This window comes from Patescibacteria group bacterium, assembly GCA_028692545.1.
Taxonomy (GTDB): Bacteria; Patescibacteriota; Patescibacteriia; order UBA1558; family S5-K13; genus STD2-204.
On the sequence record JAQUXC010000004.1, the window covers coordinates 40,064 to 64,979 of the forward strand.

At 24.5% G+C, this 24,916-nt stretch carries 23 protein-coding genes and 1 tRNA gene; 8 read left to right on the forward strand and 16 right to left on the reverse strand.

From position 1 onward, the window contains the following. The first annotated feature begins 25 nt into the window (after positions 1 to 25). The 3 genes from cysS (at position 26) to PHZ07_02455 (ending at position 3,681) form a co-directional block, all read left to right on the forward strand. Positions 26 to 1,453, forward strand: a complete 1,428-nt coding sequence (cysS, locus tag PHZ07_02445) for a cysteine--tRNA ligase (GenBank protein MDD3284430.1) — start codon at positions 26 to 28, stop codon at positions 1,451 to 1,453. 5 nt (positions 1,454 to 1,458) lie between these two features. Further along, positions 1,459 to 2,571, forward strand: a complete 1,113-nt coding sequence (locus PHZ07_02450; GenBank protein ID MDD3284431.1) for a hypothetical protein — start codon at positions 1,459 to 1,461, stop codon at positions 2,569 to 2,571. A 93-nt stretch (positions 2,572 to 2,664) separates the two neighbouring features. After that, the gene (locus tag PHZ07_02455) at positions 2,665 to 3,681 is read left to right on the forward strand and encodes a tRNA-dihydrouridine synthase (protein MDD3284432.1); all 1,017 of its coding nucleotides are present in this window, start codon (positions 2,665 to 2,667) and stop codon (positions 3,679 to 3,681) included. Between the two features lie 8 nt (positions 3,682 to 3,689). Here PHZ07_02455 and PHZ07_02460 read toward each other — a convergent pair. From PHZ07_02460 to PHZ07_02470, 3 genes are all read right to left on the reverse strand, one after another. Further along, positions 3,690 to 3,764, reverse strand: a tRNA-Glu gene (locus PHZ07_02460). A gap of 64 nt (positions 3,765 to 3,828) precedes the next feature. After that, positions 3,829 to 4,299, reverse strand: a complete 471-nt coding sequence (locus PHZ07_02465; protein ID MDD3284433.1) for a septal ring lytic transglycosylase RlpA family protein — start codon at positions 4,297 to 4,299, stop codon at positions 3,829 to 3,831. A 48-nt stretch (positions 4,300 to 4,347) separates the two neighbouring features. Next, positions 4,348 to 5,661 carry a fibronectin type III domain-containing protein gene (locus PHZ07_02470; GenBank protein MDD3284434.1) on the reverse strand — a complete coding sequence of 438 codons (1,314 nt, stop codon included), beginning with the start codon at positions 5,659 to 5,661 and terminating at the stop codon, positions 4,348 to 4,350. Between the two features lie 185 nt (positions 5,662 to 5,846). Between PHZ07_02470 and PHZ07_02475 the strand changes: the two genes are divergently transcribed. Genes PHZ07_02475 through PHZ07_02485 form a run of 3 tightly spaced genes read left to right on the forward strand, consistent with a single transcriptional unit; the run spans position 5,847 to position 9,433 of the window. Beyond that, entirely contained in the window at positions 5,847 to 7,223 is a 1,377-nt protein-coding gene (locus tag PHZ07_02475) for a sugar transferase (GenBank protein MDD3284435.1), read from the forward strand. A 1-nt stretch (position 7,224) separates the two neighbouring features. Then, positions 7,225 to 8,181: an NAD-dependent epimerase/dehydratase family protein gene (locus PHZ07_02480; protein ID MDD3284436.1), complete on the forward strand. Its 957-nt coding sequence runs from the start codon at positions 7,225 to 7,227 to the stop codon at positions 8,179 to 8,181. Further along, complete coding sequence (locus PHZ07_02485) at positions 8,171 to 9,433, forward strand: oligosaccharide flippase family protein (protein MDD3284437.1); 1,263 nt, start codon at positions 8,171 to 8,173, stop codon at positions 9,431 to 9,433. The genes PHZ07_02480 and PHZ07_02485 overlap by 11 nt, the downstream gene beginning before the upstream one ends. Here PHZ07_02485 and PHZ07_02490 read toward each other — a convergent pair. From PHZ07_02490 to PHZ07_02535, 10 genes are all read right to left on the reverse strand, one after another. Next, a complete protein-coding gene (locus PHZ07_02490) occupies positions 9,420 to 9,914 on the reverse strand; it encodes an acyltransferase (protein MDD3284438.1) in 495 nt (164 codons plus the stop codon). The genes PHZ07_02485 and PHZ07_02490 overlap by 14 nt on opposite strands. A gap of 6 nt (positions 9,915 to 9,920) precedes the next feature. Further along, on the reverse strand, positions 9,921 to 10,730 hold the full coding sequence (locus PHZ07_02495) for an FkbM family methyltransferase (GenBank protein MDD3284439.1): 810 nt from the start codon (positions 10,728 to 10,730) through the stop codon (positions 9,921 to 9,923). Beyond that, positions 10,723 to 11,844, reverse strand: a complete 1,122-nt coding sequence (locus PHZ07_02500; protein MDD3284440.1) for a glycosyltransferase — start codon at positions 11,842 to 11,844, stop codon at positions 10,723 to 10,725. Before PHZ07_02500 ends, PHZ07_02495 begins: the two co-directional genes overlap by 8 nt. A 16-nt stretch (positions 11,845 to 11,860) precedes the next feature. Continuing rightward, entirely contained in the window at positions 11,861 to 13,708 is a 1,848-nt protein-coding gene (gene asnB, locus PHZ07_02505) for an asparagine synthase (glutamine-hydrolyzing) (protein MDD3284441.1), read from the reverse strand. A 3-nt stretch (positions 13,709 to 13,711) separates the two neighbouring features. Next, positions 13,712 to 14,320, reverse strand: coding sequence for a methyltransferase domain-containing protein (locus PHZ07_02510; protein ID MDD3284442.1), 609 nt, complete (start codon positions 14,318 to 14,320; stop codon positions 13,712 to 13,714). After that, positions 14,317 to 15,366, reverse strand: coding sequence for a glycosyltransferase family 4 protein (locus PHZ07_02515; protein ID MDD3284443.1), 1,050 nt, complete (start codon positions 15,364 to 15,366; stop codon positions 14,317 to 14,319). The genes PHZ07_02510 and PHZ07_02515 overlap by 4 nt, the downstream gene beginning before the upstream one ends. 96 nt (positions 15,367 to 15,462) lie before the next feature. Continuing rightward, the gene (locus tag PHZ07_02520) at positions 15,463 to 16,554 is read right to left on the reverse strand and encodes a glycosyltransferase (GenBank protein ID MDD3284444.1); all 1,092 of its coding nucleotides are present in this window, start codon (positions 16,552 to 16,554) and stop codon (positions 15,463 to 15,465) included. Next, a complete protein-coding gene (locus PHZ07_02525; GenBank protein MDD3284445.1) occupies positions 16,551 to 17,672 on the reverse strand; it encodes a glycosyltransferase family 4 protein in 1,122 nt (373 codons plus the stop codon). The genes PHZ07_02520 and PHZ07_02525 overlap by 4 nt, the downstream gene beginning before the upstream one ends. Continuing rightward, the gene (locus PHZ07_02530) at positions 17,672 to 18,775 is read right to left on the reverse strand and encodes a glycosyltransferase family 4 protein (GenBank protein MDD3284446.1); all 1,104 of its coding nucleotides are present in this window, start codon (positions 18,773 to 18,775) and stop codon (positions 17,672 to 17,674) included. Before PHZ07_02530 ends, PHZ07_02525 begins: the two co-directional genes overlap by 1 nt. Next, positions 18,759 to 19,733 (reverse strand): NAD-dependent epimerase/dehydratase family protein, encoded by a 975-nt coding sequence (locus tag PHZ07_02535; protein ID MDD3284447.1) that lies wholly within the window; start codon positions 19,731 to 19,733, stop codon positions 18,759 to 18,761. Before PHZ07_02535 ends, PHZ07_02530 begins: the two co-directional genes overlap by 17 nt. Before the next feature lie 118 nt (positions 19,734 to 19,851). Here PHZ07_02535 and PHZ07_02540 point away from each other — a divergent pair, with 118 nt between their 5' ends. Next, entirely contained in the window at positions 19,852 to 20,997 is a 1,146-nt protein-coding gene (locus PHZ07_02540) for a glycosyltransferase (protein MDD3284448.1), read from the forward strand. Here the strand turns inward: PHZ07_02540 and PHZ07_02545 are convergent. Together PHZ07_02545 and PHZ07_02550 are read right to left on the reverse strand one after the other, a co-directional pair. After that, on the reverse strand, positions 20,992 to 21,369 hold the full coding sequence (locus tag PHZ07_02545) for a hypothetical protein (GenBank protein ID MDD3284449.1): 378 nt from the start codon (positions 21,367 to 21,369) through the stop codon (positions 20,992 to 20,994). The two genes, PHZ07_02540 and PHZ07_02545, sit on opposite strands and share 6 nt — an antisense overlap. Before the next feature lie 97 nt (positions 21,370 to 21,466). Beyond that, complete coding sequence (locus tag PHZ07_02550; protein ID MDD3284450.1) at positions 21,467 to 23,692, reverse strand: O-antigen ligase family protein; 2,226 nt, start codon at positions 23,690 to 23,692, stop codon at positions 21,467 to 21,469. Positions 23,693 to 23,883: 191 nt separating this feature from the next. On the opposite strand from PHZ07_02550, the gene PHZ07_02555 reads away from it, so the two are divergent. Continuing rightward, positions 23,884 to 24,492: a hypothetical protein gene (locus tag PHZ07_02555; protein MDD3284451.1), complete on the forward strand. Its 609-nt coding sequence runs from the start codon at positions 23,884 to 23,886 to the stop codon at positions 24,490 to 24,492. Positions 24,493 to 24,625: 133 nt separating this feature from the next. On the opposite strand, the gene PHZ07_02560 is transcribed toward PHZ07_02555, so the two are convergent. Further along, on the reverse strand, positions 24,626 to 24,916 hold a 291-nt coding region (locus PHZ07_02560; protein ID MDD3284452.1), incomplete at its 5' end, for a hypothetical protein.

Here is a 24,916-nt window from a genome sequence, read left to right on the forward strand (position 1 = left end):
ATTAGTATTATTAGTAAATTAGTATATTAGTATGTTTTTATACAATACACTCACAAGAGAAAAACAAGAATTTAAATCTATTAAAAAGGGTTTTGTTGGGCTATATACATGCGGTCCGACTGTTTACAATTATGCTCATATTGGAAATTTGAGAACATATATTTTTGAAGATATTTTAAAAAGAGTTTTAAAATACAACGAATATAAAGTAAAACATGTAATGAATATTACTGATGTTGGACATTTGACTGGTGATCGTGATATGGGTGAAGACAAACTTGAAAAAGAAGCAAAACTTGAAAACAAATCAGCTTGGGATATAGCAAAATTTTATACAGAAGAATTTAAAAAGAATTTAAAAGATTTAAATATAATAGAACCAAATATTTGGTGCAAAGCTACAGATCATATAAAAGAACAAATAAAATTGGTAGAAACTTTAGAAAAAAAAGGATTTACATACAAAACAAGTGATGGAATTTATTTTGATACTTCAAAATTTCCTGCTTATAATAAATTGTCACATCAAAAATTAGAAAATCTACAAGAAGGGGCAAGAGTTGAAAAAAATACTGAGAAAAAAAATCCAACTGACTTTGCTTTATGGAAATTTTCGCCTTATGATGAAAAAAGGCAAATGGAGTGGAATTCTCCTTGGGGAATTGGATTTCCTGGTTGGCATATAGAGTGTTCTGCAATGAGTATGAAATATTTGAAAAATAATTTGGACATTCATTGTGGTGGTGTAGATCATATAAATATTCATCACAGTAATGAAATTGCACAATCAGAAGCTGCAACAAGAAAACCATTTTTCAATTTTTGGATTCATGGAGAATTTTTAAACATTGCATCTGGTGACAAAATGGCAAAAAGTGAAGGAAACTTCTTGAGAATACAATCTTTGATTGATAAAAATATAAATCCATTAGCTTTTCGATTAATGTGCCTAACAACTCATTACAGAAAATCTTTAACATATAGCAATATAGCATTACAACATTTTAATGATGTTTTTATTACAATTAAAAATAATTACTTACAACTATTAAATGAGGTTAATAAACCAGTATCTAAGATTTTGAAAGATGAAAAAAAATTAGTTGAATTTATCAAGAATAGAGAAATGATAAATTTTGAAAATGCAATAAATAATGATATGAACATGGCTATTGCTTTTAGTGAATTTTATGATGTAATTAGAAATCATAATAATCCTGAAAAAAGTTTATATTTAGCATTAAAAATGGACGAAATTATTGGTCTAAATTTAAAAGATATTAAAGCTAAAAGACAAATTATTCCTGAAGATATTAAATTATTAGCAGAACAAAGATCAAAAGTAAGAACTGAAAAAAACTGGAGTGAATCGGATAGGTTAAGAAATGAAATAAATAAATTTGGATATGAAATCGAAGATACTGGTGATGGATATAATTTGAAGAAAAAATAAATTTTATGACCATAGAAAAACCAAACGAAATAAATCAAGAATTAAATGAGTCAAATAAAGAATTATTTAACTCTTTATCATATAAATATGAAAAACACAGGCCTATTGAAGATAGTATAGTAAGACTTGATCAAGAAGAAGAAATTTATGAAGATCTTGAAAACAACAAATCTATTCTTATAAGAGGAAATTGGCGAGCCGGAAAAACAAGCATGCTCAAATCTCTTGAAAATCATAAATTTGGTAAAGAAAATTCTATATTTATTGACGTTGCAGTGTTATCCTCATATTCTCTTGAGGAATTCAAAAAAATATTTGGAAAATATCAAATAATAGATTTTATATCACAAAAAACAAATCAAGACGAAAATAAAGTAGAAGAACAAATAAAAAATAGTGGAAAAACACCTATTGAATACTTAATTCAATATTTAGAACAAAATAGTGAAGAGAATATTTTTTTAGAAATAGATGAAGTAATTTCTCTTGCCCAAAAAAATCCAGAAGCATTAAAATATTTAGCTAGCTTAAAAAATGTCAGCCAAATTAAACTCGCTATAGTATTACATAGATTTCATTCTTTTGAAGAAGATTTTAAAAAAATATTTGATGGTTTCGAAACTCATTTTGTAAAACCACTTTCTTTTGATGAAGCAAAAAAACTTGTTTTAGCTCCACTAAAAGATACTCCTATTACTTTTTCAAATGATGCAATAAAAAAAATTCTTGAATTCAGTGGTGGAAGACCATATGAAATAAATAATTTGTGTCACGCAATAATGAGTGATAATTCAGAGAGTAGTAATCAAAAATTAAATTATGAAAAAAGTGATATAGAAAAAGCAATAAATAATTATCATGATTTATATAGTGATATTAGTAATGTAGTATACAACTATGAAGCAATATATTTAAAATCATTGAGTCAAGAAGAAAGAGATATCATTGATCTTTTAATTACAAAAAAACAAATTCCTATATCAGATATTGATAAGAAAATTATTCAACCACTTATTGATACAACTTTTGTCAGATTAAACGAAAAGGATAGTGTTTATGAAATAAATGGTTCTTTTTTCCAAATATGTTTAGAGAAAAATTTGATAAGGAAAAAATAGTTACTTGTTTATCAGCTTACGGCTTCGAAACCAGTTTCGTAAAACGTAATACTTTACGAGCATCGTAGCCGTCCAACATTACCGAAACAATAAATGCCTAAAATAATAAAAAATTATAAAACAAAGAATTTCTGGCTTTCACTTAGAAAGCCAATTTTAGCTTTGGCACCTATGGCAGGAATTACTGACAGCGCATATTGTACAATTTGTCGCAAAAACGGAGCTGATGTAGTTTATACTGAAATGATTTCTGCGGATGGCTTAAATTACAATTCCAAAAAAACTGGTAATATGTTAAAAATTCTAAAAGGTGAAAAACCTGTTGTGGTACAACTTTTTGGAAAAGATCCTGAGAAATTTGTACGTGCAACTCAAATTGTTACAAAATTAGGATTTTCTGGAATTGATATAAATTTTGGTTGTCCAGCAAAAAAAGTAGCGGGCCATGGTGGTGGTGCAACTTTGATGCGAGATTTAAATTTGTGTTACAAAATTATAAAATCAGTTTGTGATAATACAGATCTACCAGTTTCTATAAAAGTAAGAAAATCAATAACTGCAAATAGTTGTAAGATTAAAAAATTAAAAGTTGAAAGCAATAAAGAAATTATTACATCACTCGATTTGATAAAAAAAATAAAAAACTTGAGAATTTCCACAATAATGATCCACTCACGAACTTATGAGCAGGGATTTAGTGGTGAAATTGATTATAATTACATCAAAAATGTCAGAAAACACTTCAAAGGTATAATTCTAGCAAATGGTAATATAAACACTCCAGAGATGGCAAAAAAGACCTTAGAATTGACAGGGGCTGATGGTATTGGAATTGCTCGTGGAGTATATGGAAAACCATGGATTTTTAAGCAATGTAAAGATTATTTGGAAACTAATAAATACAAAGAAAAAACTTGGGCTCAGATAAAAAAAATAGCACTTACTCATGCTAAATTAAATTTTGAAATTAAAAGTGATTATGGAATAGTAGAAATGCGCAAACATTTACTCTTTTATACAAAAAATCAAAAGTTTGCAAAAGAAATGAGAAGAGAACTGGTAAATGTAAAAACAATATCAGAAATAAAAAAAGTATTTGATAAATACTAATTTTACTATGGTACCGTCACGGAGAATCGAACTCCGATTACCAGGATGAGAACCTGGCGTCCTAGCCGTTAGACGATGACGGCAAAATCACACATTATTAAATCTATAAAAACTCTGACTACTAAAAGCTAATTAGACTAAGCTTAATTAATAAACTTCTATTTTCACATCCCCTATTCCAGCTTTATCAATTCCAATAGCTTTTGCTCCAGCATATGATAAATCTAGTTCTGCACTATATTTCTTAATCTTTTCTCCAGAACTATTTTCTACAGATTTATATGAAAATGGTCCACGATCTTTTACAACAACATAAACATATTTACCATTTGCCATATTTGTAACTTTTAATTTTGTACCAAATTTATATCTTCTATGAGCAGCAGTATTTTCATTGTACATATCAAACTTTTCTCCATTTGCCATTTTTTTACCATGAAATGCTTTTCCATACCACATAGCTTTTCCAGTATAAACTTTTTTTGGCTTTTGATTTTCTGGAATTCCTAATGTATTTATGGTAGATTTTGTATCCTCTATCTTTGCAAGCAAATAACTCGGAAACAAAATAAAAAAACTAAACAAAAAACATATTAAATATTTATATTTTTTTTTCATACAATTTTTTTAGAAAATAATAAAATCTATTTTATTATATATCAAAAGTTAATATAAGTCATCCCCTGTTGTATATTTCCAATCTTTACTTGAAACTGTTATAACTTTATTCCAATCAAGTCCTCTTCTTATAAAAGCTTCTTCTGTAAAAAATGGTCTTTTTTTACTATTATCTAACATATAAATTGCATTTTCACCTTCATATCTTATAAGAGTTCCCGTTGGATGTTTACTTTTTTTTGTAAGACTTTTCATTTCTCTATAATTGTTCAAAACAGAATCATCAACTACTTTTATCCATTCCCATTTAAAACCTAATTTATTAAATGCCTCTTCATCTTCTATCCAAGATTTTTTTGTTCCATCTATAAAATATACTTTATTATTTGATCCTTTAGCTAAATCCCCAGAAGATAATTGATTTCCGAGTGCTTTTGTTTTGAAACTCATTATACCACTTGTATAACTCTTATTTCCAAAACTATTATATAACTTTATTTTGTAATAATATATCGTATTTGGTTCTAATTCTTTTAAGGTAATATAGTGCTCTAATTCATAAAAAGTACTTACATCTACTTTTTTATTTACTTTTTTTGGATCAGTACCATAATAAATAAGACTCTTCGAAGCTAATGTACTACCCCATGAAATATTTGCCTCTGTCTGAGAAACTTCATCACTATTAAAACTACCTGGTTTTACATTTTTCACATTCAAATCTCCTTCTTGGGAAGTTGTTCTAAAATTCATTACTACAGAAGATTCATTTTTATCCCTATCTATTGCAGATATTTTTATATAATATTTTAAGGATGGTTTAAGTTTTGTAATAAATTTTACATGTTCTGTGTCGTAAGAACCATAAGTCACGCTATTTAACATTAATTCTTGATTTTCATCATAATAAATATTGGCTTTTGTTTCTTCATCTGTTGTCCATTTTATTAAAACAGCATCATTTGTTGCTTGTATTATTTTATAATCAATAAATCTAGGTGGATTTTCATCTATCATATCATCTGTTGAAAAAGTACGTATTGTAGATTCATATTCATTATCAGCATTGTCTATTGCTACTATTTTATAATAATAAGATTCATCACCAGAAAGACCTGTTAAAGTACTATTGTGAAACATTGTATATACGCCATATCCCATACTTTTATCCATATTTTCAGGATCTGTACCATAATATACAGTACCTTTTACGGTAATATTTGTATTCCATTCTAAATTGACAGAACCATTTTTTAAATTTGAAATTTCAAATTTGTTAAATATATCAGATGCTTGAATTGTTTTTGTATTAATAACACATAAAAACATTAAAAATAACAATAAAAAAAATATTTTTTTCATAATAATAATTAATTTATTAAATATATTATTAAAATAACATATTATATTAATAATGTCAATCAATAATATTTATCTCTTTTATAATAACACAATACAAAAAAATTAAAAAATAAACAAATTACCAGTCAATGATTGTTTTTATGGTTTAAATTTGATAGAATTTTCATATAAATTAATACATATAAATGTTTACAAATATAAACAAAATTCGTTTCAAAAAAATAATATTACTAATTGGGGATATGTTTTTTTTATATTTTTCTCTTTTTTTAACATTATTATTAAGATTTAAAAATAATTATACATATGAATTATTAAAAGAACATATATATAATTTTAGTATTCTGTATATTTTTTGGATAATAATGATATTCAGCTTTAGACTCTATGAAGCAAATAAACCTATTACAAAAACAACTACTCTTGCCATAAATATATTAAACTTTTCAATAATCAATTTCTTTATAAGTGTATTGTATTTTTATATAAAACCAAATGTAGTTATAACACCAAAAACCGTACTTATAATAAATATATTTGTTTTTGCTGCAATATTCTATATTTGGAGAATACTTATAAACAAAATTATTTACAAAGGTTCAAAATCCAAAAATTGCTTATTGATAACAAATAATACCGAATTAATAAAAGATGTGGCAAAAAATCTAGAATTAGAACTTAATGTAAAAACTTATGTAAACCCAAGTGATGAAATAAACAATTCTGAAATAGAAAAAATACAATTAAATAATATAAATTATTATATCAAACAGAATAATATACAGACTATAATCATTGATGATGCATTACTTGAATCAAAAAGAACTGCAGATCAATTATTTGAATGTATTAAATTGCGCCTTGAAATAATAAAGGCAAGTGACTTCTATGAAAAATTTTTGGGAAAGGTGTCAATATCTAATATCAATCAACTTTGGTTTATAAGTAATCTAAATGAAAATGCTAAATATTTTTCTGATTTTATAAAAAATGTACTAGACAAAATATTAAGTATAATATTTATAATAATTTCGATTCTACTATCTCCATTTATAATTTTACTTATAAAAATAGATTCTCGCGGTCCTGTACTCTTTAGACAAATTAGAACTGGAAAAAACAACAAAAAATTCATGGCTATGAAATTTAGAACTATGAATATTGATGCTGAAAAAGATGGTCCTCAATGGTCAAAAAATAATGACCCGAGAGTTACAAAAATAGGAAATTTTTTGAGAATTTCAAGGCTAGATGAAATTCCTCAGTTTATAAATATATTAAAAGGCGAAATGTCTCTTATTGGGCCAAGACCAGAGCGACCCGAATTTGTAAAAGAATTAAGAGAAAAAATAGATTTTTATGATCAAAGATTACTTGTAAAACCAGGACTCACTGGCTGGGCTCAAATAAATTATCCATATGGAAGTTCAGTAGAAGATGCTTATGAAAAATTGCAATATGATTTATATTATGTAAAAAATAGAAGTTTGATATTGGACTTATCCATAATACTAAAAACAATACACACTATTACAAAAAAATTAATTGGAAAGGAATTGTGATATGAATATACTTGTGACTGGAGGCGCTGGGTTTATTGGTTTTCATCTTTGCAAAAAATTATTAGAAAATAATGAAAATATAATAATAATTGATAATTTCAATGATTATTATGATATTAAACTAAAAAGAGATAGAATATTTGAATTAAAAAAATTTGGAAATTTTAAGATTTATGAAATAGATATATCTGAGTTTAATAATTTAAAAAATGTATTTTCTGAAAATAAAATAGATAAAATTTGTCATTTGGCAGCTCAAGCAGGAGTGAGATATTCAATAGAAAATCCATTTGTATATGAACATACAAATAATCTAGGAACATTAAATTTACTTGAACTCTGTAAAAAATTTAATATAAAAAATTTTATTTATGCATCATCATCCTCTGTTTATGGTGGAAATGATTCTGAAATATTCTCCGAAATAGATAATGTTGATAAGCCAATATCACTATATGCTGCTACAAAAAAAACAAATGAGCTATATGCTTATACATATCATCATTTATATAATATAAATTGCACTGGTCTTAGATTTTTTACTGCATATGGCCCATGGGGACGTCCAGATATGGCATATTTCAAATTTACAAAAAATATTTTAGAAAAAAAAGAAATAGAAATATACAACAATGGAGAAATGATGAGAGATTTTACTTATATTGATGATATAGTATTGGGAATAATAAATGCTTTAGAAAAATGTTATCCTTATGAAATATTTAATTTAGGAAACAATAATCCTATAAAATTATTAAATTTTGTTGAAATAATAGAAAAATGTTTAGATAAAAAATCTATACAAAAAATGATGCCACTTCAAGATGGAGATGTTATAAAAACATGCGCAAATATAGACAAAGCAAAAAAAATGTTAGATTTTAATCCAAAAATAGATATGAATACAGGAATAAAAAATTTTATTAACTGGTATATCAAATATTACAATGTTAAATAATTCACAAAATTTTATTTACAAAATTCTAAAAAAATCTGAAAAATTTTTTCAAACAGATATGATATATGTTGCAAAGAATGGATTTTGGCTTACATTGGGCCAAATTATATCTTCAATATCTTCATTTTTATTAGCAATAGCTTTTGCAAACTTATTACCAAAAGAAATTTATGGAACTTATAAATATATTTTATCTATATTAGGAATATTATCTATTTTTACATTATCTGGTATAAATACATCTTTGACTCGTTCAGTGGCTAGAGGTTTTGATGGTTCTCTAAAACTTGCCTTAAGGGAAAAAATAAAATGGGGTTCAATTGGAAGTATAATATCTCTTGGAATATCAATTTATTATTATTTGAATGGAAATTTTGTTTTAACAATTTGTTTTATTATTACAACTATATTTTTACCATTTATGGATTCTTTCAATATTCATATTGCAATTCTAAATGGCAAAAAAGATTTTAAATTAGCTACAAAATACAATATTATAACTCAAGTAATTTCATCAATTTTGATGATTTTAATATTAATAATTTCAAAAAATATATTTTTATTGTTATTAATTTATTTTATATCTTATACAAGTTTAAGGCTTATATTTTTAAAATTAACTATAAAAAAAGAAAATCTCAATTTCAAAATAGAGTCTGACACAATTTCTTATGGAAAACATTTGAGCTTAATGAATGTAATAGTTTTGATATCAAATCAAATTGACAAAATAGTAGTCTGGCAATTTATTGGTTCAGCAGAACTCGCAATATACTCAATAGCAATTGCTATGCCAGAACAAATAAAAGGATTTTTGGGAAATATAAATACATTGGCATTTCCAAAATTTGCCGAAAAATCAAAAGAGGAAATAAGAAAAAATATTTACAAAAAAATAGGAAAACTTTTTATTATTGTAATTTTAATTATTGCAACATATTGGCTTCTATCTCCTATAATTTTCAAAATTCTTTTCCCTAAATATTTGGATAGTCTTTTTTATAGTCAATTGTTTTCACTTGGACTTATAAATATTCCAATCGCTTTTATTGGATTACCAATTCTTCAATCTCATAGACTTACAAAAGAATTGTATAAAATAAATATTTTCAATTCTATAATACAAATTGTATTAATATTATTTGCAACTTATTTCTATGGGTTAATAGGACTTATAATAGCAAGAATAATCACCAGAGTTATTATTGGCATTGTTTACCTACTAAAATTAAGAAGTCTTAAATATTTTTAATTATCTCCGCTGGAACACCAGCAACAACTACATTTGATGGAATATCTTTTGTTACAACAGATCCAGTACCAACAACAGAATTTGTTCCAATTGTAACTCCTGGATTTATTATTACACCAGATCCAATCCATACCCCATGTTCAATATTTATTGGCTTAGCAATATGAATTCTATCACCCATTTTCTTTTTATAATCTAATCCACCAGAATTTATAATCACATAAGGCGAAATATGAACATAATCACCAATTATAATTTTTTCTCTTGCATTCAAAAACCCACTTTCATTTATAGTAGAATTATTACCAAAATTTATATTTTCTGAATTAATCACATTTATAGAGCCAAATATATTACTATTTTTTCCAAAATTAGAAAATAAATTACTATAATAAAAATTTCTTGTTTTCAATAAAATACATTCTCTTTTTATAAAAATAAATTTTATAATAGTTTTTATAATACCATTTTTATTCATCATAAATATTTATTGTATTAAAATTATATAGCGTTGTTCTTTTCTAATTTCCCTTAAACTTATATTTCTACTTTTATCAAATAATGCCATAAAATCATTAATAGATTTGCCTGTTAAATCCGCATGAAATTCTCCTATTATTTCACATATAGAATTTATTGATTTTATATTTTGAAAAATTTCAAATTCCGCACCCTCAACATCAAATTTTAAAATATCCACAAAATCTATATTATTTTTAAACATATAATCATCTATAGAAAAGGAATTAACTTCTATAAAATTTTGATTTTTTAATCTCTGTATCATACTAGAAGACATACTACTATTTGGATATGGATAAAATTTTATTTTTCCAGTTGATTTAGTGATAGCCATATTTTCACAAATCACATCTTTAAATTGTGATGTATTTAATTTTAAAAAATCGAATACTTTTTTGTCTGGCTCAAAACAATAAATTATTGCTTGAGGAAATTTTAATTTAAAATAAATAACAGATAAACCAACATTTGAACCAATATCAAATATAATATTTGCTACATTTTTTGAATCAAATTTATATTCTTTATTTATAAAAATTTCATCAAAAATAGCAAAATCACAGTTACTCATAGGATAAAAATTAAAATATTTTATATCATATCCATCCACAAACTTTAAACATAACTTAACTCTAATTTGTGGTAATAAAGAGATCTTTTTTTTCAAAGAAAAGAACGAAATCACAAAAAGTATTTTTATAAATTCAACCCTATTAGCACTTATATTATGTGCAAATTTTATTTTTTCAATTATCCTATTTGATATTTTATTCATTTTTTTTATTAATAAAGTTTATAATATTCTTTACTCTTAAATTCCAAGTATTTATATAAACATTTTTTTTTGCCTCCAAAGATATTTTTTCTGCAAAACCCACATTATCTATTATCTTTTTAATACTATCAACTAAAGAATTAATATTATTAGCTGAAAAAAGTATAGAATTATTATCATTTAATATTTCTTTTATAGAGGGCAAATCTGATGCAACAGTAGGTGTTCCACTCGCCATATATTCAAATAATTTTAATGGCGATGTGTAGAATTCAGATGTTTTATTACCTTTTTTGTTTGGTAAAACCAATATATCTGCTGCTTTTAAAAATAATGGGATATATTTATGCTCTTTTTTTTCTAAAAATAAAATGTTTGAATAATTTTTGTATTTATTTTTCATTTCAACAATTTCATTATTATTTCCACCAATTAATATAAATAAATAATTATTATCAAAATATTTAGAAGATTCTATAAATAAATCTACTCCTTTCCAATCATAAAGATAAAAGCTTCCAGTATATAAAATAATTTTCTTGTCTTTTGGTAGTTTTAATATTTTTCTAATTTCATTCTTATCTTTACTTATATCAAAATCTTTTAAATCCACAGCATCTGCAGAAACAATAATTCGATTTTCTAAAATACCACGATTTATCAAATCAATTTTCAAATAACTTGTTAAAACAATTAATTTTTTTGCCTTTTTCAATAAATACAAAATTACATTATTTATATTTTTTGGCAATTCATGTAATTCCAAAATATAATTTTTATAAAATAAACCCAAGAACTTATCTCTTGTATACAAAATATCATAATTAATAAAAAACAAATATATTTTTGAAAATAATAAAAAACTTAATGTTTGAATCCAAAAACCCATTATACCAAATTGAGAAAAATCTAAACATGGAATTTTTATAATATCAAATTTATTTTTTATATCATAATATTGAAATACATCTTGTTTTATTTCATTAAATCTTCTCGGAATTATTAATTTTAATTCAATATTATTTTCGATAAATGCCTCACACATTTTGCATATTTGATATCCATGAGCTTTTTCTGTAGGAATTCTAGAATTTGTTATATAAATTAATTTCATATTTTATAAATTTTTATTATTTAAAATTTTGTTTATACCAAATCTGAAAAGTAATCAATGACCAAATTGTATTTAATGCATATTCTTTATAATTTATATGATTATCTAATATTTTTTTTATTTCATAAAAATCAAAAAATTGTTTTGTATCTGGATTATAATTTGGCGACAATATTTCATAAGCTATTTCTTTCAAATCAGTTCTGAGCCATTTAGATGTTGGCGAAAACCATCCAGTTTTTTGTTTATTATATATATAATCTGGTAAATAATCTTTTATTGCCTCTTTAAAAATTTTTTTACCTTGATGTTTATTTCCTAATTTATAAGATATTGGAATAGAAAATGCAAAATCTACTAATTCTTTATCCAGAATTGGCACTCTTTCTTCAAGTGCAAAAGCCATAGACATTTTATCTGATCTAGAAAGAGATTCATCTGTAAGCCATGTACAAAAATCTACTTTCATTAAATAATTAGCATAATTTTTAAATAGTAAATCAAAATAATTATTATTAATTATTTCCTTACTTTTATTTAGATTATTAACATCATGTTTTAAAAATCTTTTTATAATATTTTCTTTTTGTGCACTGAACTGCCAAAACAAATCAATACCACTTTGAGAATTAAGTTTATAATATTCACTTTCCTTACCAAATATTTTTGCTACATTATATGTAAATTTATTGTCTCTGATTAATTTTGGTATATTTTGCCATTTATCAACTAAATTATAATAATAATATCTATCATAACCTCCAAATATTTCATCTCCTCCATCTCCACCCAAAACTACATCAACATATTTTTTAGCTTCTTTTGACAATAAATATGTTGCTACTTGTATATGATTAGAAACTAAGTCATCCATATGATACACTACTTTTTCTAAATTTTCTGTCACATCTTGCGCAGTTATCAAAAGTTCATGATGCTCTGTATTATAAAATTCACTATTTTTTCTGGCCAAAATACTATCCATATTAAATTTTTCTTCTTGAGTATCAACGTCAAATTTTACTGTAAAAGTTTTTATTTTGTTTTTAACAATTTTAGACATTGATCCTAAAATAGCTGTTGAATCTATTCCGCCGCTCAAAAAAATTCCAAGCGGTCTATCAGAAATTAATTGTCCTTCTACTGCTTTATCAAATTTTTTTCTAATAATATTTTTTGCTTCTTCATAAGAACATTCATTTTGCTCAGTTGGTAAATTATGATACTTTTTTATCTCTATTTTATTTTCTTTAAAAATTAAAAAATGCCCTGGTTGTAATTTTTTAATATATTCAAAAATTGTTATAGGTCCAGCAATATACAAAAATCTAAAATATAAATTTAGCGCATCAATACTTATTTGTTTATCAATATCATGCTCCAAAATTCCTTTTATCTCTGAAGAAAATATAAATTTATTATCTTTAAAATAATAAAACAATGGCTTTACACCAAAATTATCTCGAGCAATAAATAATTTTTTATTTTTTTTATCCCAAATAGCAAAAACAAAAATACCATTGAATTTTTCTAAACATTTTTCTCCATAGGCTATATAAGAATTCAAAATTACTTCTGTGTCAGTATCTGAATGAAAATGAAATCCATTATTCTCTAAATCTTTTTTTATTTCTTTAAAATTATAAAGTTCTCCGTTGTATGTAATTATATAATTTTTATCATCACTTTCCATTGGTTGATGACCACGCTGTGATAAATCTATTATAGAAAGTCTATTATGACCCAAAGATATTTCATTATCAACAAAAATACCAGTATCATCTGGACCTCGATATTCTATTTTCTTGTTCATTTTCTCTATTAAATTTTGATCAGAGAAATTAAATCCATTTATTCCACACATAAATTATCTCTTTTCCAAAATAAAAAAATGATGATACGGATTTTCAAAAGAAACAAAATCCTTTTTTATATCAAAATAATTATCAATGATTTTTTTTATTTTATTTAATTTAAAACCCTTTTTACCTATTTCCCAATAATGTTCTCCGTTAAAAATATGTTTTTTTGCCAAAAATGGTAATTTAAAATGAACTTTTATTTCATGAAAATATGGCAAAATAATTTTAAAACCAAAATTTCTTCCCCAATGTGGAACACTTATAATACAATATTTTTTACTAACTCTATGAAGAGATTTTAAACATTGTTCTAATTTTTCAAAAGGTAAATGTTCCAAAACTTCAAATGCACAAACAATATCAAACAAATTATCATCCAAATTTATATTATCAACACTGGAAACATAATCTGGGTTTAAATCTGGATTTATATCCAAAGTTTTGAAGGAAATATTTTTGAAATTATTATCAAAATAATTTTTCAAAAAACTATTACCAATTCCAATTTCCAAAATATTATTTTGTTTTAGTTTTAATATTTCATCTATTTGATGAAAATAACTATTCCATCTAGATATATTATCATATATTCCAAATTTATATTTATTATTCATAAATTAATTTTATTAGAAATATTAGTTATCAACTGACTTAAATTATAATCTTTTTGTATCAAATCTAATAATCTTTTTGTATCTTCTAAGTTACTATTTCTATAAATATTATAAATTTTCGTAGATAATTCTTTTGTATCTAAATTATCTAAAATAAAAACATCTCCATATTCACCAAATACATCTTTAAATGCTTTATTAAAAACTATACAAGGAACACCACAAACAAAAGATTCCAAAACAGTTTTATCCATTCCACCAGTTGGTGATAAATTTATACTCAAATCATGGTTATTGTAAATATCAGACATTTTATCAATAGGAATATTTCCAAGAAAACTAATATAATTATTTAATTTATAATCATTGATTTTCTTTTTTATATTATTTAAATATCCTCTATCTGATTCATAAACTACATCTCCAACTATAGTCAATGATAAATTATTAATTAAAGAATCTTTTTTTAATATATTAAATACTTCAATTAAAATATCTAAATTTTTTATAGGAGATATTCTTCCAACATAAAGTAATTTGTATAAATTCTTGTCTTTTTCTATATTAATTTTTCTAAATATATTTAAATCTACTCCATGTCCCAAAAAAATAATTTTTTTTGATTTTATGAGGCACGATTCTTTGGAACTAGTAAATATATTTTTTACAAAAATATTTACGATTCTTAAATAAATATTTTTTGATTTATGTACATACCACAAATATATTTTTTTGTTTAAAAATTTCCAAAATATTCCACCCAAAATCACATATTCTGAATTCATATGTACAAAGACATTGTCGTATTCTTTTCTATATTTCCAAATATATTTATAAAATCTAAAAATATATTTTAATCTACTTTCTCCATTCTCTTTTCCTAAAGATAAAACTTCTACATTTTTTGGAAAATCATATTCCCCTTGAAATAAACAAATTACTACAACTTTTTCACAATGTTTTGTAAATTCAATAATCCAGTTATGAAAAAAGCCCAATACTCCATCATTTTTATCTACCTTTTGTGTACAAATTAATAATTTCATTCCGTTAGATATTTTATTTTAAATTATTTTATTTAATTAGTTATAAATATTTCCTTTAAATATATATTTGCAATTATTCTATATATCTAATGTAATTCACAAAACTGCCTTTTCCCAAGATTTTTTATACAAATTAAATGTTTCTTCTTTCGTTAATAATTTAGAAATAGATTTTTTTACATTTTCTGATAATTTTGTTCTCAAATCATTGTTTTCTATTAAATCAATCATTTTATACTCCAATGCTTTTTGATCTCCAATAGGAATTACAATTCCATTTTCATTGTTTGTAATAAATTCTCCAGCACATCCAACATCAGTCATAATAATTGGCAATCCATAATTTGCAGCTTCAATAATTACTATTCCCCATCCTTCATAATTTGATGTAAGTAAAAACACATCTGCTTTCTTGTAAAAATCATCTAAATTATTTCTCCAACCAAAAAATTCAACCTTTTTATCAAGATTTAAATTATTAACCTGAGATATTAATTTTGTTTCTAACAAACCACCACCAATTATCCACAGTTTTAAATCCTTGACTTTTTTTTGACTATTGTTCTCAAAAAAATTTACTACATTTTTAAATGCTTTTATTTGCATTTGTATATTTTTTACTTTTACCAATCTGGAAATTGTAATAAATATAAATTCACTATTATCATTTAGACATGTGTCTATTTTTTTTAAATCAGAATAAATAGGTACAATAGTTATTTTATTTTCTAAAACTCCAAAATCTCTTATAAGTTGATTTTTCAATCTATCACTTACAACTCTTATAGAATTTGCATTTTTCAAAACATATTTTGCTAATAATTTCCTAATTCCATAAAATTTTTCAAATCCATGAACCTGTATCTCTGTACCAATTCTAAACATTTTTGATAGCAAATAAGCAACAAAACCCAAAAAATATTGATCTTGAACGCTTATAACATCAAATTTTTCATTTTTAAAAATTTTTATAGAAGAAAAAAATAATTTTATAATTTGAAAAAATTTATTTTTACCACCAAAGCTAAATATATTCAAATGTTCTGACACATTTAAATTAATCGTTTTATTATTCGGTACAACTACTGTATACTTTTCTACAAGCTGGGAATATTCAACAACTCTTCCAAATAATTTAGACTCTTTATCAAAAATATTTTTGTCATTTCCAATTACAAAAATCTTCATAATATTTCTTCAAATAATTTAATTGTATCTCGTAGCATATCTTCTTTTTTATAATTATAATTTATATTCTTTACTTTCTTTAAGTATTCCAAATAAAAATCCTCATTCATTATATTTTCCAATGCTTTTTTTATTTCTTCATTATATAGTGGATCAAACTCCAAAACTTTTCCTCTTAGCCAATCAAATCCATGCTCTTTTGTAATGACAAATGGAGTTTGCAAAAATAAACATTCTATTGCTGTATTTGGACTAATATCTGTATAACTAGGCAAAACAACAGCGCGACATTTTTTCAAAATACCCATTAATTCATTTCTATTTTTACTATTTTCAATAAATATTTTTTTATTATCTGATTTTTCTTTTAATTTATCAAACATAGGTCCATCACCAATTAATCTCAAAACAAAATTATCTTGTTTAATTGACAAAAAAATATCAATCAATCTTTCTAAATTGTTTTTATTTATCATTCTTCCTGGACAAATTATTTCATTGTTTTTTATATCATCTGCCAAATCACCTATATTTGAATCAAAAAAAACTGGATTATTTATTACAGAAATTCTATCACTTTTCAAATTATAATATTTTTCAAAGATTTGTTTTTGAAAATTTGTTGTAAATACCAATCTATCAGCACTTTTCAAAACAAATTTTATTATAAAAAAACGAAACAAATCTTTTTTATAAAGCCCTAATTCATAATAATTTTTCAAAGTTTCTGCTGTGTAAGATATATTCAAATATCTTTCCCAAATAAAATCTCCACCTATTCTTATCATTATTTTTTTTCCAAACAATTTAGAAACAATAAGCGATGGAATTCCAGCGCTAAAATAATCAAATGCATAAACAACATCATAATTATTTATATTTTTACAAAGTGCTATAAAATATTTTATATAATTTAATAATTTATTTGTTCTTTTTATTCTTATTAATTTATACTTTAAATCTTTGTCCGATTCGCTAATATTTATATTTGAATAAGTCAAAATACAAACATCATACCATTGATCTTTTAGTATTTTTGCTAATTCTTTTGAATATGTAGCCGGACCTCCAATATCTGGCGGATAAATTCCTGTAGCTATTAATATTTTTTTATTCATTAAAATTTGTATAAATTACTTATTTGTTCTACGATTTTTCCCCAATCATACTTCAAAACACTTTTCTTTGCATTTTCAATAAATTTATTCCTTAATTCTTCACTATTTAACAATTTTATTATTGAATTTGTGATTTGTTCACTATTTTTTGATTCTATCAGTAAACCATTTTCATTGTTTACTATGATATCTGGAATTCCTCCGACTTTTGTACCAATTACAGAAACATTACAAGCCTGAGCTTCTATAAAAACAATTCCAAGTCCCTCTGCCAAAGATGGGCATACAAAAACTTCTGACTTTGAAATTTCAATAAGTGTTTTTTCGTGAGAAAGATTTCCTTTCAGTTCAATACTACTTTCTAAATTTAAATCTTTTATTAATTTTTCTATTTCATACCTCTTATTACCCTCTCCTACCAAAACCAATTTTGCATCTGGAATTTGTACAATCAATTCTTTCCAAGCCTTCACAAGATAATCAATTCCTTTTTCCCAAGATAATCTTGCAACACATAGTACTCTATTTTTTACTTTATCTATATTTTGAGGAATTTTTGAAAAATCCACTCCATTTGGTATTACATAAATATCTTTTTCATCTACTCCTAGCTTGATAGCCCTATTTGCAAGAAAATAACTTATTGCTGTAATAATATCTGGGCTTTTATGAATACTTTTCCAAAATAATTTTATAAAAAATTTTCTTTGTTTTCTATTATCATCCAAATCCCCGCTTTGTAAAGTTAGTATTCTTTTTGCCTTACTATAAAAATATTTTGTAAATATCAATGCTACTCCAGCATAACTCTCCATAATAGCATGAACGATATTTGGTTTTATTTTCAAAATTACAAAATTTGATAATATTGGATACAAAATTTTATCTATCACTTTATTTCCAATTCCTACTCTTATAATCTTGAAATTTTCTCTTTGTTCAATTTTTTCTAATTTTTTATTAAATCTTCCAGTAATAATTGTAATATCATAAAAATCACCTAATTTTTCAGAAATCTCTTTAACCATCTGTTCTGCACCAGACATAAATGGCTCATAAAAAGCAGATAGAATTACTATTTTTATATTATTTTTTGTTTGCATAATATTCGTAGGTCTTTTTCAAATTTTCATCCAAATTATCTTCTATTTTTTCCCCCAACAAACTTTGCATCTTTGAAACATCTGGGCTTCTATATTTTATTTCATAACCACGCTCGCCTATAAAAACTGGTTTTAAATCCTTATTGCTTATTTTAATAATTCTTTGTGCTAAATCAAGTATTGTAGTTTGTCTTCCAAGTCCAATATTTATTGTTTCACCATTTGTAGAATCTGACAAAAGTGCTTTTATGGCAGATCTGACATTATCTTTTACATAGATGAAATCTCTTGTTTGATATCCATCTCCATAAATCGTTAGAGATTCACCCTTTAAAACCTGTTTTATGAATACTCCAACTACAAAACCATAAGCAGATGATTCCTGTCTTTCTCCAAATACATTAAAAAATCGCAAAGAACAAGTTTTTACTCCATAATTATCATTGTAAACTTTCATAATTTTTTCACCCATCAATTTCACAAGTGCATATAAACTCGTACTGTGTGTTTGATAAGAAAGTTCCTTGTTATTATCTTCTCTAAGAGGTAATTCATTCAAAGTTCCATATGCCTCAGATGATGATGAAAAAACAACCTTTTTTATAGAAAATTCTTTTGAAAGTGATAATATATTTTTTATTCCAACTATATCATCCAAAACCAAAAGTGGTTGCTCCATTACTCTCTTTACGCCAAGCACTGCTGCATAATGAAAAATATAATCAAAATGATATTGCTCGAAAACAGATTTTAGTAAACTTAGATCATTTACATCTCCTTTTACAAATTCAAAATTAGAATTTTTACTTGCTAATTCCAAATTTTCCATTTTTCCCGTTGAGAGATTATCCAAAGCTACGACATTTGCATTTAAATTCAACAATTCATCACATAAATGAGATCCTATAAATCCAGCTCCTCCTGTTACCAAAATGTTTTTATTTGTTAATTTATCCATATTTTTAGGTTGAATTATAATAATATAATACAATAACAATACAATAAATGAGTCATAAAATCAATCTTACCTCACCCCCGGGGTTGCCAACCCCGGGGGTGGGAGTTAAAATTAAACTATGAATAAAAACAAAACAAAACTTTGCCACATAATAACACAAACACACTTTGGCGGTGCTCAAAAATATCTATGTGACATAATAAACAATCTTGATGATAATTTTGAGATAACTATTGCCTTTGGTGAAGGAAAAAAAGAAGAATTAAAAAAATATATAACAAACAAAAATGTAAAAATTGTCAAATTAAAACATCTAATAAGAAATATAAACATTTTTAAAGATAAGCTAGCATTTTTGGAATTATTTATATTTTTCAAAAAATATAAATTTGATATTATTCATCTTCATTCTTCAAAAGCTGGTTTCATAGCTTCAATAACTGGAAAACTAACTGGAGTGAAAAAAATAATTTATACAGCTCACGGTTGGGTTTTCAAAGAAAATCTAAATCCCACAAAAAAACAATTCTATATATTATTGGAAAAATTTTCTTCAAAATTCAAAGACAAAATAATTTGTGTGTCGCAAAATGATTATAATTTAGCACTTGAAAAAAATATTGTCTCAAAAAACAAACTTACAATGATTTACAATGGAATAAAGTCTAAAAATTATTTAAATAATGAAGATGCACGAGAATTTTTATTTCAAAAAATAAACACGCTAGACACAAAACAAAAAATAATAGGAACCATATCCAACTTATATTCAAACAAAGGTATAAATTATTTAATCGAATCAGCAATATTATTAAATGAAAAATATAATAATTTATTATTTATAATTATAGGATCCGGCCCAGAAAAAGAAAATCTTCAAAAACTAATAAAGAAAAATAATTTAAAAAACTTCTTTTTGATAGGTAATATAAACAATGCTTATAAATATCTAAAAGCTTTTGATATATTTGCCCTCACATCAATCAAGGAAGGTCTTCCTTATACACTTTTAGAGGCTCTAGAAGCCAAAATTTCAATAGTTTGCAGTAATCTTGAATCATTGACTGAAATTATAGAAAATAATCAAAATGGGCTAATATATGACGTAAAAAATATAAATGATTTAACAGATAAAATACAAACACTTTTAGACAATAATGATGTTGCAGAAAAATTAAAAAATAATGATAGGTTAATATTATCAAAATTTGATTTTCAAAATTTTATAGAGAATATAAAAAATATCTATCTAAACAAATTATAAATTATTTGCTACTAATTTTGTTTTTATTTTAGCTCTATTTGGTAAAGATTTGAGTTCATCTATATGTAAATATTTTAATTTATCAATATCTGAACTAATTCCCATACCAAAATCCCAATCAATTAAATCTTGTTTACTTATTTTCTTTTTAAGCTCTATATTGACCTCATCAAATCTTTCATTCATTTCACATCTTAATTCATTTATACTTTGACTTGTATTTATAGCTATTTCTTCTCCTAATTCTTTTATTTTCCTAAATATATTTTTGTTACTATTCACAAACTCACTCTTTGTAACAAGATTCTTATTATTCTCAATAAGTTCATCTTTGATAATCTGTTTAATTTGTTTTAAATCGCTTTTCAACATAATTTAAATTTAATAATTTTGTCTCTATATTTTATAACTATAAAACAAATTGGTCAAAGACAATTATTAACACAATAAAGGCCGTCTATAATTGATATTACTTAATATTTGTAGTTGTAGAAGTATTGTTGTATAAATATGAAGCTTTATTAAAATTTTCTTCTGCTTTATCATTCATTCCCTTTTCTTGATATAATTTTCCAAGTTCTGAATAATATTTTGGGTTATTTTCATATTTTATAATATTTTCATACAAAAATATTCTCTGATCTGAATATCCATCTTCACCATATAACGCTATTGCCTTTTTTAAATCACCTAATAAAAATCTATGATTATGTTTTATAGCATTATCTATATTATCCAAGATTATTTTTTTATCAACGCTCATATATGAATAAACTTCTCCAATCAACCAATAAGTTGTACCATATTTATCATTATATTTAAGAGCTGTTTGTAAGTCTTCTAATGCTTCATCCATTTTCCCTAGATTGAGATTTGCCCTAGATCTTAAGAAATAATTATGCAATTTCTGAGGAGATAATTCTATTGAATAATCTATTATTTTTTTTGATTCCTCTAAATTATTTTTAAATTCATCACTATCTTGAGAAAACATACTAGCCTTACCCATATAAAGTCTAGCTAAATTAAGTTGCGTATAAGCATCTTTTGAATCCTCCTTTAGATATTCCTTATTTTTATCTATCAAAAAAATATATATATTATTAAAAATCTCCGCTTTTTCTTGACTATTTATTTTTGACATTGAGCTGGTTAGTATGTCAGTTGTCATAGATACAGAATCTTTATTTAAATATCCAGGATAATTAAATAACTCTTCTATATTAGTATATATATCTGTAAAATCTGTACTTTGATGAAAACTTCTTTGTACAATATAATCTTGCTTTGCAATATTTAAATGATTCATATTCATACCAAGTACAAAATAAAAAACTATTATTCCAGCAAAAGAAATTATTATCCAGTTTGAATTACTTATTTTTTCCCACAACAATTTTTTATCAAAAACTTCATTATAGCTACTTTCAATATATGCAATTATAAAGAAAAACATTGTTGTAACTGCTAATGTATCAAATACAAACAAATTTTGTATAAAATAAGCTACTACTATAACTGCAAGAAATATAGAAAATATTTTTTCATCTTCATCTTGTTGAGTTTTATGAATTTTAAAAAGATAATAAAAAAGAATAACAAATATTGATAAATAAGAAAGAATACCAAATATTCCAGTAGCTACCAAAGTTTCTACAACCATATTATGAGCCCTATCAAACCATACTTCAGTAGGGGCTATATTGTAATAATCAGCCTGAAAATATTTATCAAAAGCATAACCATAATTTTCCATTCCATAACCAAAAATAGGTCTTTCTTTGAATGCTTGCCATCCTCCATTCCATGATATAAGTCTAGTTCTAACGGTACCTTCAGCAAAAGAAATATTAACAATTCTTTTTGTAATTACATTATTTTTTACCCAATCAGCATCTTTGTTTGCAAAAGCTAATCCAAAAAATGTAATAATAGATAGCAAAAATACAATAAGTGAAATCTTTAAAACTTTTGAACTACCTCTAAAAATAAAATATATTCCCAAAATCAATATAGCAGCCATTAAACCAACTTGAGCACCTCTAGTTTGAGTCAAAAACATAGCAGGAAGTTGTATAAATATATGAGTAGCAAAAATCAATTTAAAGTACCATTCTTTTTTTGTGACTAATAAATATAAAGACAACAAAACTCCCAAAATAAGAAGTCCTGCTGTATATGAAACATTACCCAAAACACTCTGAATCATTTGACCACCAGTTTGAAATACAAAGGACACATTCCATCTTTGTAAATATCCATAAAAAGCAATATAAGAGCAAAATATAAGTGAAACATTCAAAAATACAAACCACTCTTTTTTTGTTTTTAAAAAATTACTAAGCACTATAAAAAATAAAACCAAATGAAGCCATGTATTTATACCCCACATTCTTTCAAGGTCTCCAACAAATGATAGCTTTGGATTTAGTCCAAATATAGCTGTAATAATAGTTATAAATGTAAAAATAATAATTGATAAAAGTAAAATGGATTTTTTTGGTCTATATTTTGGATAATATAAAGCTAATACAAGATAAAAAAATGACAATAACTCAACTAATATTCTAAATGGTATTGCTTTTGATGTAATATATGGAAATATCCATTCCCTAAATATCAAAGTACAACTTATAAAAACACCTACAATAAGTATGTTTATCACAATTCTTAAGTTCTTTTCTAAATTATTCATTTATTTTTCTATAATTATTAACTTATAAATATTCTATAATATATAATCTAAATAGGCAATTCTCTCCACGTCCGACGTTGCCAACGTCGGACGTGTGGTATATAGTATTGACTTTGATATATTCTGAAGTAAAATATAAACATGGGTCGCAAAAGCGATCTTTTTGTTTTAATAAATAAAGAAAAGCGATTATGATAAGGAATATATTATCAAACAATATTTATCATGTTTATAATAGAGGAACTGAAAAAAGAAGAATTTTTTATAATCAAAGGGATTATAATTATTTTTTGAGTAGAATGTTTTTTTATAAAGATCAGTTTAAAGTAAAAATTTTATCTTATGCAATATTACCAAACCATTTTCATTTTTTACTAGAAGAACCAACGTCGGACGTTGTTAACGTCCGACGTTGCAGTTACAAACCAAATACTAATCAATATCATGGATCAAAAATATCAAAGTTTATATCTATTTTATTAAATTCTTATACAAAATATTTCAATAATAGACGAGAGCATTCTGGGAGAATTTTTCAAGGACCATTTAAATCTAAACTTATAAGTAGTGATACTTATTTGCAAACAGTTTTTGTTTATGTAAATTTAAATCCAATAAAGCATGGGGTTGTAAATAATATAAATGACTGGCTTTATACTTCCCATCATTATTTTTCAGATAAATTTAATTCTGGAATAGTAGATAGTAATGATTTTATAGATAAAACTATCTATAAATCTATTATCAAAAATTATAAAGATAAAATAGAAAATAATGACGTAGATTTGGAATTTGATTAGTCACCAACGTCCGACGTTGGCAACGTCGGACGTGGAAATCCCCCAAAAAAACAAAATCTCCCACCCCGCAAAGCGGGATGGGAGAAATGTACGATTTTAAAAGCTATCGTGAAACTTCTAAGAAATTAAATACTTAGTTCTTTGAAAGTGTAGCACCAGTTACTTTGCTTACACCTTCAAGTCTAGCATTTGACCAGTCTGCTGAACCACCTGTACCGTTATCGCCATTGTAAGTGAAATCAGTTTCAAGAACAGCAATTTCAGATTGGAAGTATTGATAATCATTACCTACTGTTAAGTTAGCAGTAATTACCAATGTTACTTCACCATCAACTAATTCAGTATTTGTGTCAAAACCTGAATCTAAGTCAATAGTCACTACATTACCAGTAATACTTCCAGCTGCTGTATCTCCAGCATTACC

Coding starts and splice junctions, on each gene's coding strand:
- PHZ07_02450 (MDD3284431.1), top strand. CDS start 1,459: ATGACCATAGAAAAACCAAACGAAATAAATCAAGAATTAAATGAGTCA.
- PHZ07_02455 (MDD3284432.1), top strand. CDS start 2,665: ATGCCTAAAATAATAAAAAATTATAAAACAAAGAATTTCTGGCTTTCA.
- PHZ07_02465 (MDD3284433.1), bottom strand. CDS start 4,299: ATGAAAAAAAAATATAAATATTTAATATGTTTTTTGTTTAGTTTTTTT.
- PHZ07_02470 (MDD3284434.1), bottom strand. CDS start 5,661: ATGAAAAAAATATTTTTTTTATTGTTATTTTTAATGTTTTTATGTGTT.
- PHZ07_02475 (MDD3284435.1), top strand. CDS start 5,847: ATGTTTACAAATATAAACAAAATTCGTTTCAAAAAAATAATATTACTA.
- PHZ07_02480 (MDD3284436.1), top strand. CDS start 7,225: ATGAATATACTTGTGACTGGAGGCGCTGGGTTTATTGGTTTTCATCTT.
- PHZ07_02485 (MDD3284437.1), top strand. CDS start 8,171: ATGTTAAATAATTCACAAAATTTTATTTACAAAATTCTAAAAAAATCT.
- PHZ07_02490 (MDD3284438.1), bottom strand. CDS start 9,914: ATGATGAATAAAAATGGTATTATAAAAACTATTATAAAATTTATTTTT.
- PHZ07_02495 (MDD3284439.1), bottom strand. CDS start 10,730: ATGAATAAAATATCAAATAGGATAATTGAAAAAATAAAATTTGCACAT.
- PHZ07_02500 (MDD3284440.1), bottom strand. CDS start 11,844: ATGAAATTAATTTATATAACAAATTCTAGAATTCCTACAGAAAAAGCT.
- asnB (MDD3284441.1), bottom strand. CDS start 13,708: ATGTGTGGAATAAATGGATTTAATTTCTCTGATCAAAATTTAATAGAG.
- PHZ07_02510 (MDD3284442.1), bottom strand. CDS start 14,320: ATGAATAATAAATATAAATTTGGAATATATGATAATATATCTAGATGG.
- PHZ07_02515 (MDD3284443.1), bottom strand. CDS start 15,366: ATGAAATTATTAATTTGTACACAAAAGGTAGATAAAAATGATGGAGTA.
- PHZ07_02520 (MDD3284444.1), bottom strand. CDS start 16,554: ATGAAGATTTTTGTAATTGGAAATGACAAAAATATTTTTGATAAAGAG.
- PHZ07_02525 (MDD3284445.1), bottom strand. CDS start 17,672: ATGAATAAAAAAATATTAATAGCTACAGGAATTTATCCGCCAGATATT.
- PHZ07_02530 (MDD3284446.1), bottom strand. CDS start 18,775: ATGCAAACAAAAAATAATATAAAAATAGTAATTCTATCTGCTTTTTAT.
- PHZ07_02535 (MDD3284447.1), bottom strand. CDS start 19,733: ATGGATAAATTAACAAATAAAAACATTTTGGTAACAGGAGGAGCTGGA.
- PHZ07_02540 (MDD3284448.1), top strand. CDS start 19,852: ATGAATAAAAACAAAACAAAACTTTGCCACATAATAACACAAACACAC.
- PHZ07_02545 (MDD3284449.1), bottom strand. CDS start 21,369: ATGTTGAAAAGCGATTTAAAACAAATTAAACAGATTATCAAAGATGAA.
- PHZ07_02550 (MDD3284450.1), bottom strand. CDS start 23,692: ATGAATAATTTAGAAAAGAACTTAAGAATTGTGATAAACATACTTATT.
- PHZ07_02555 (MDD3284451.1), top strand. CDS start 23,884: ATGATAAGGAATATATTATCAAACAATATTTATCATGTTTATAATAGA.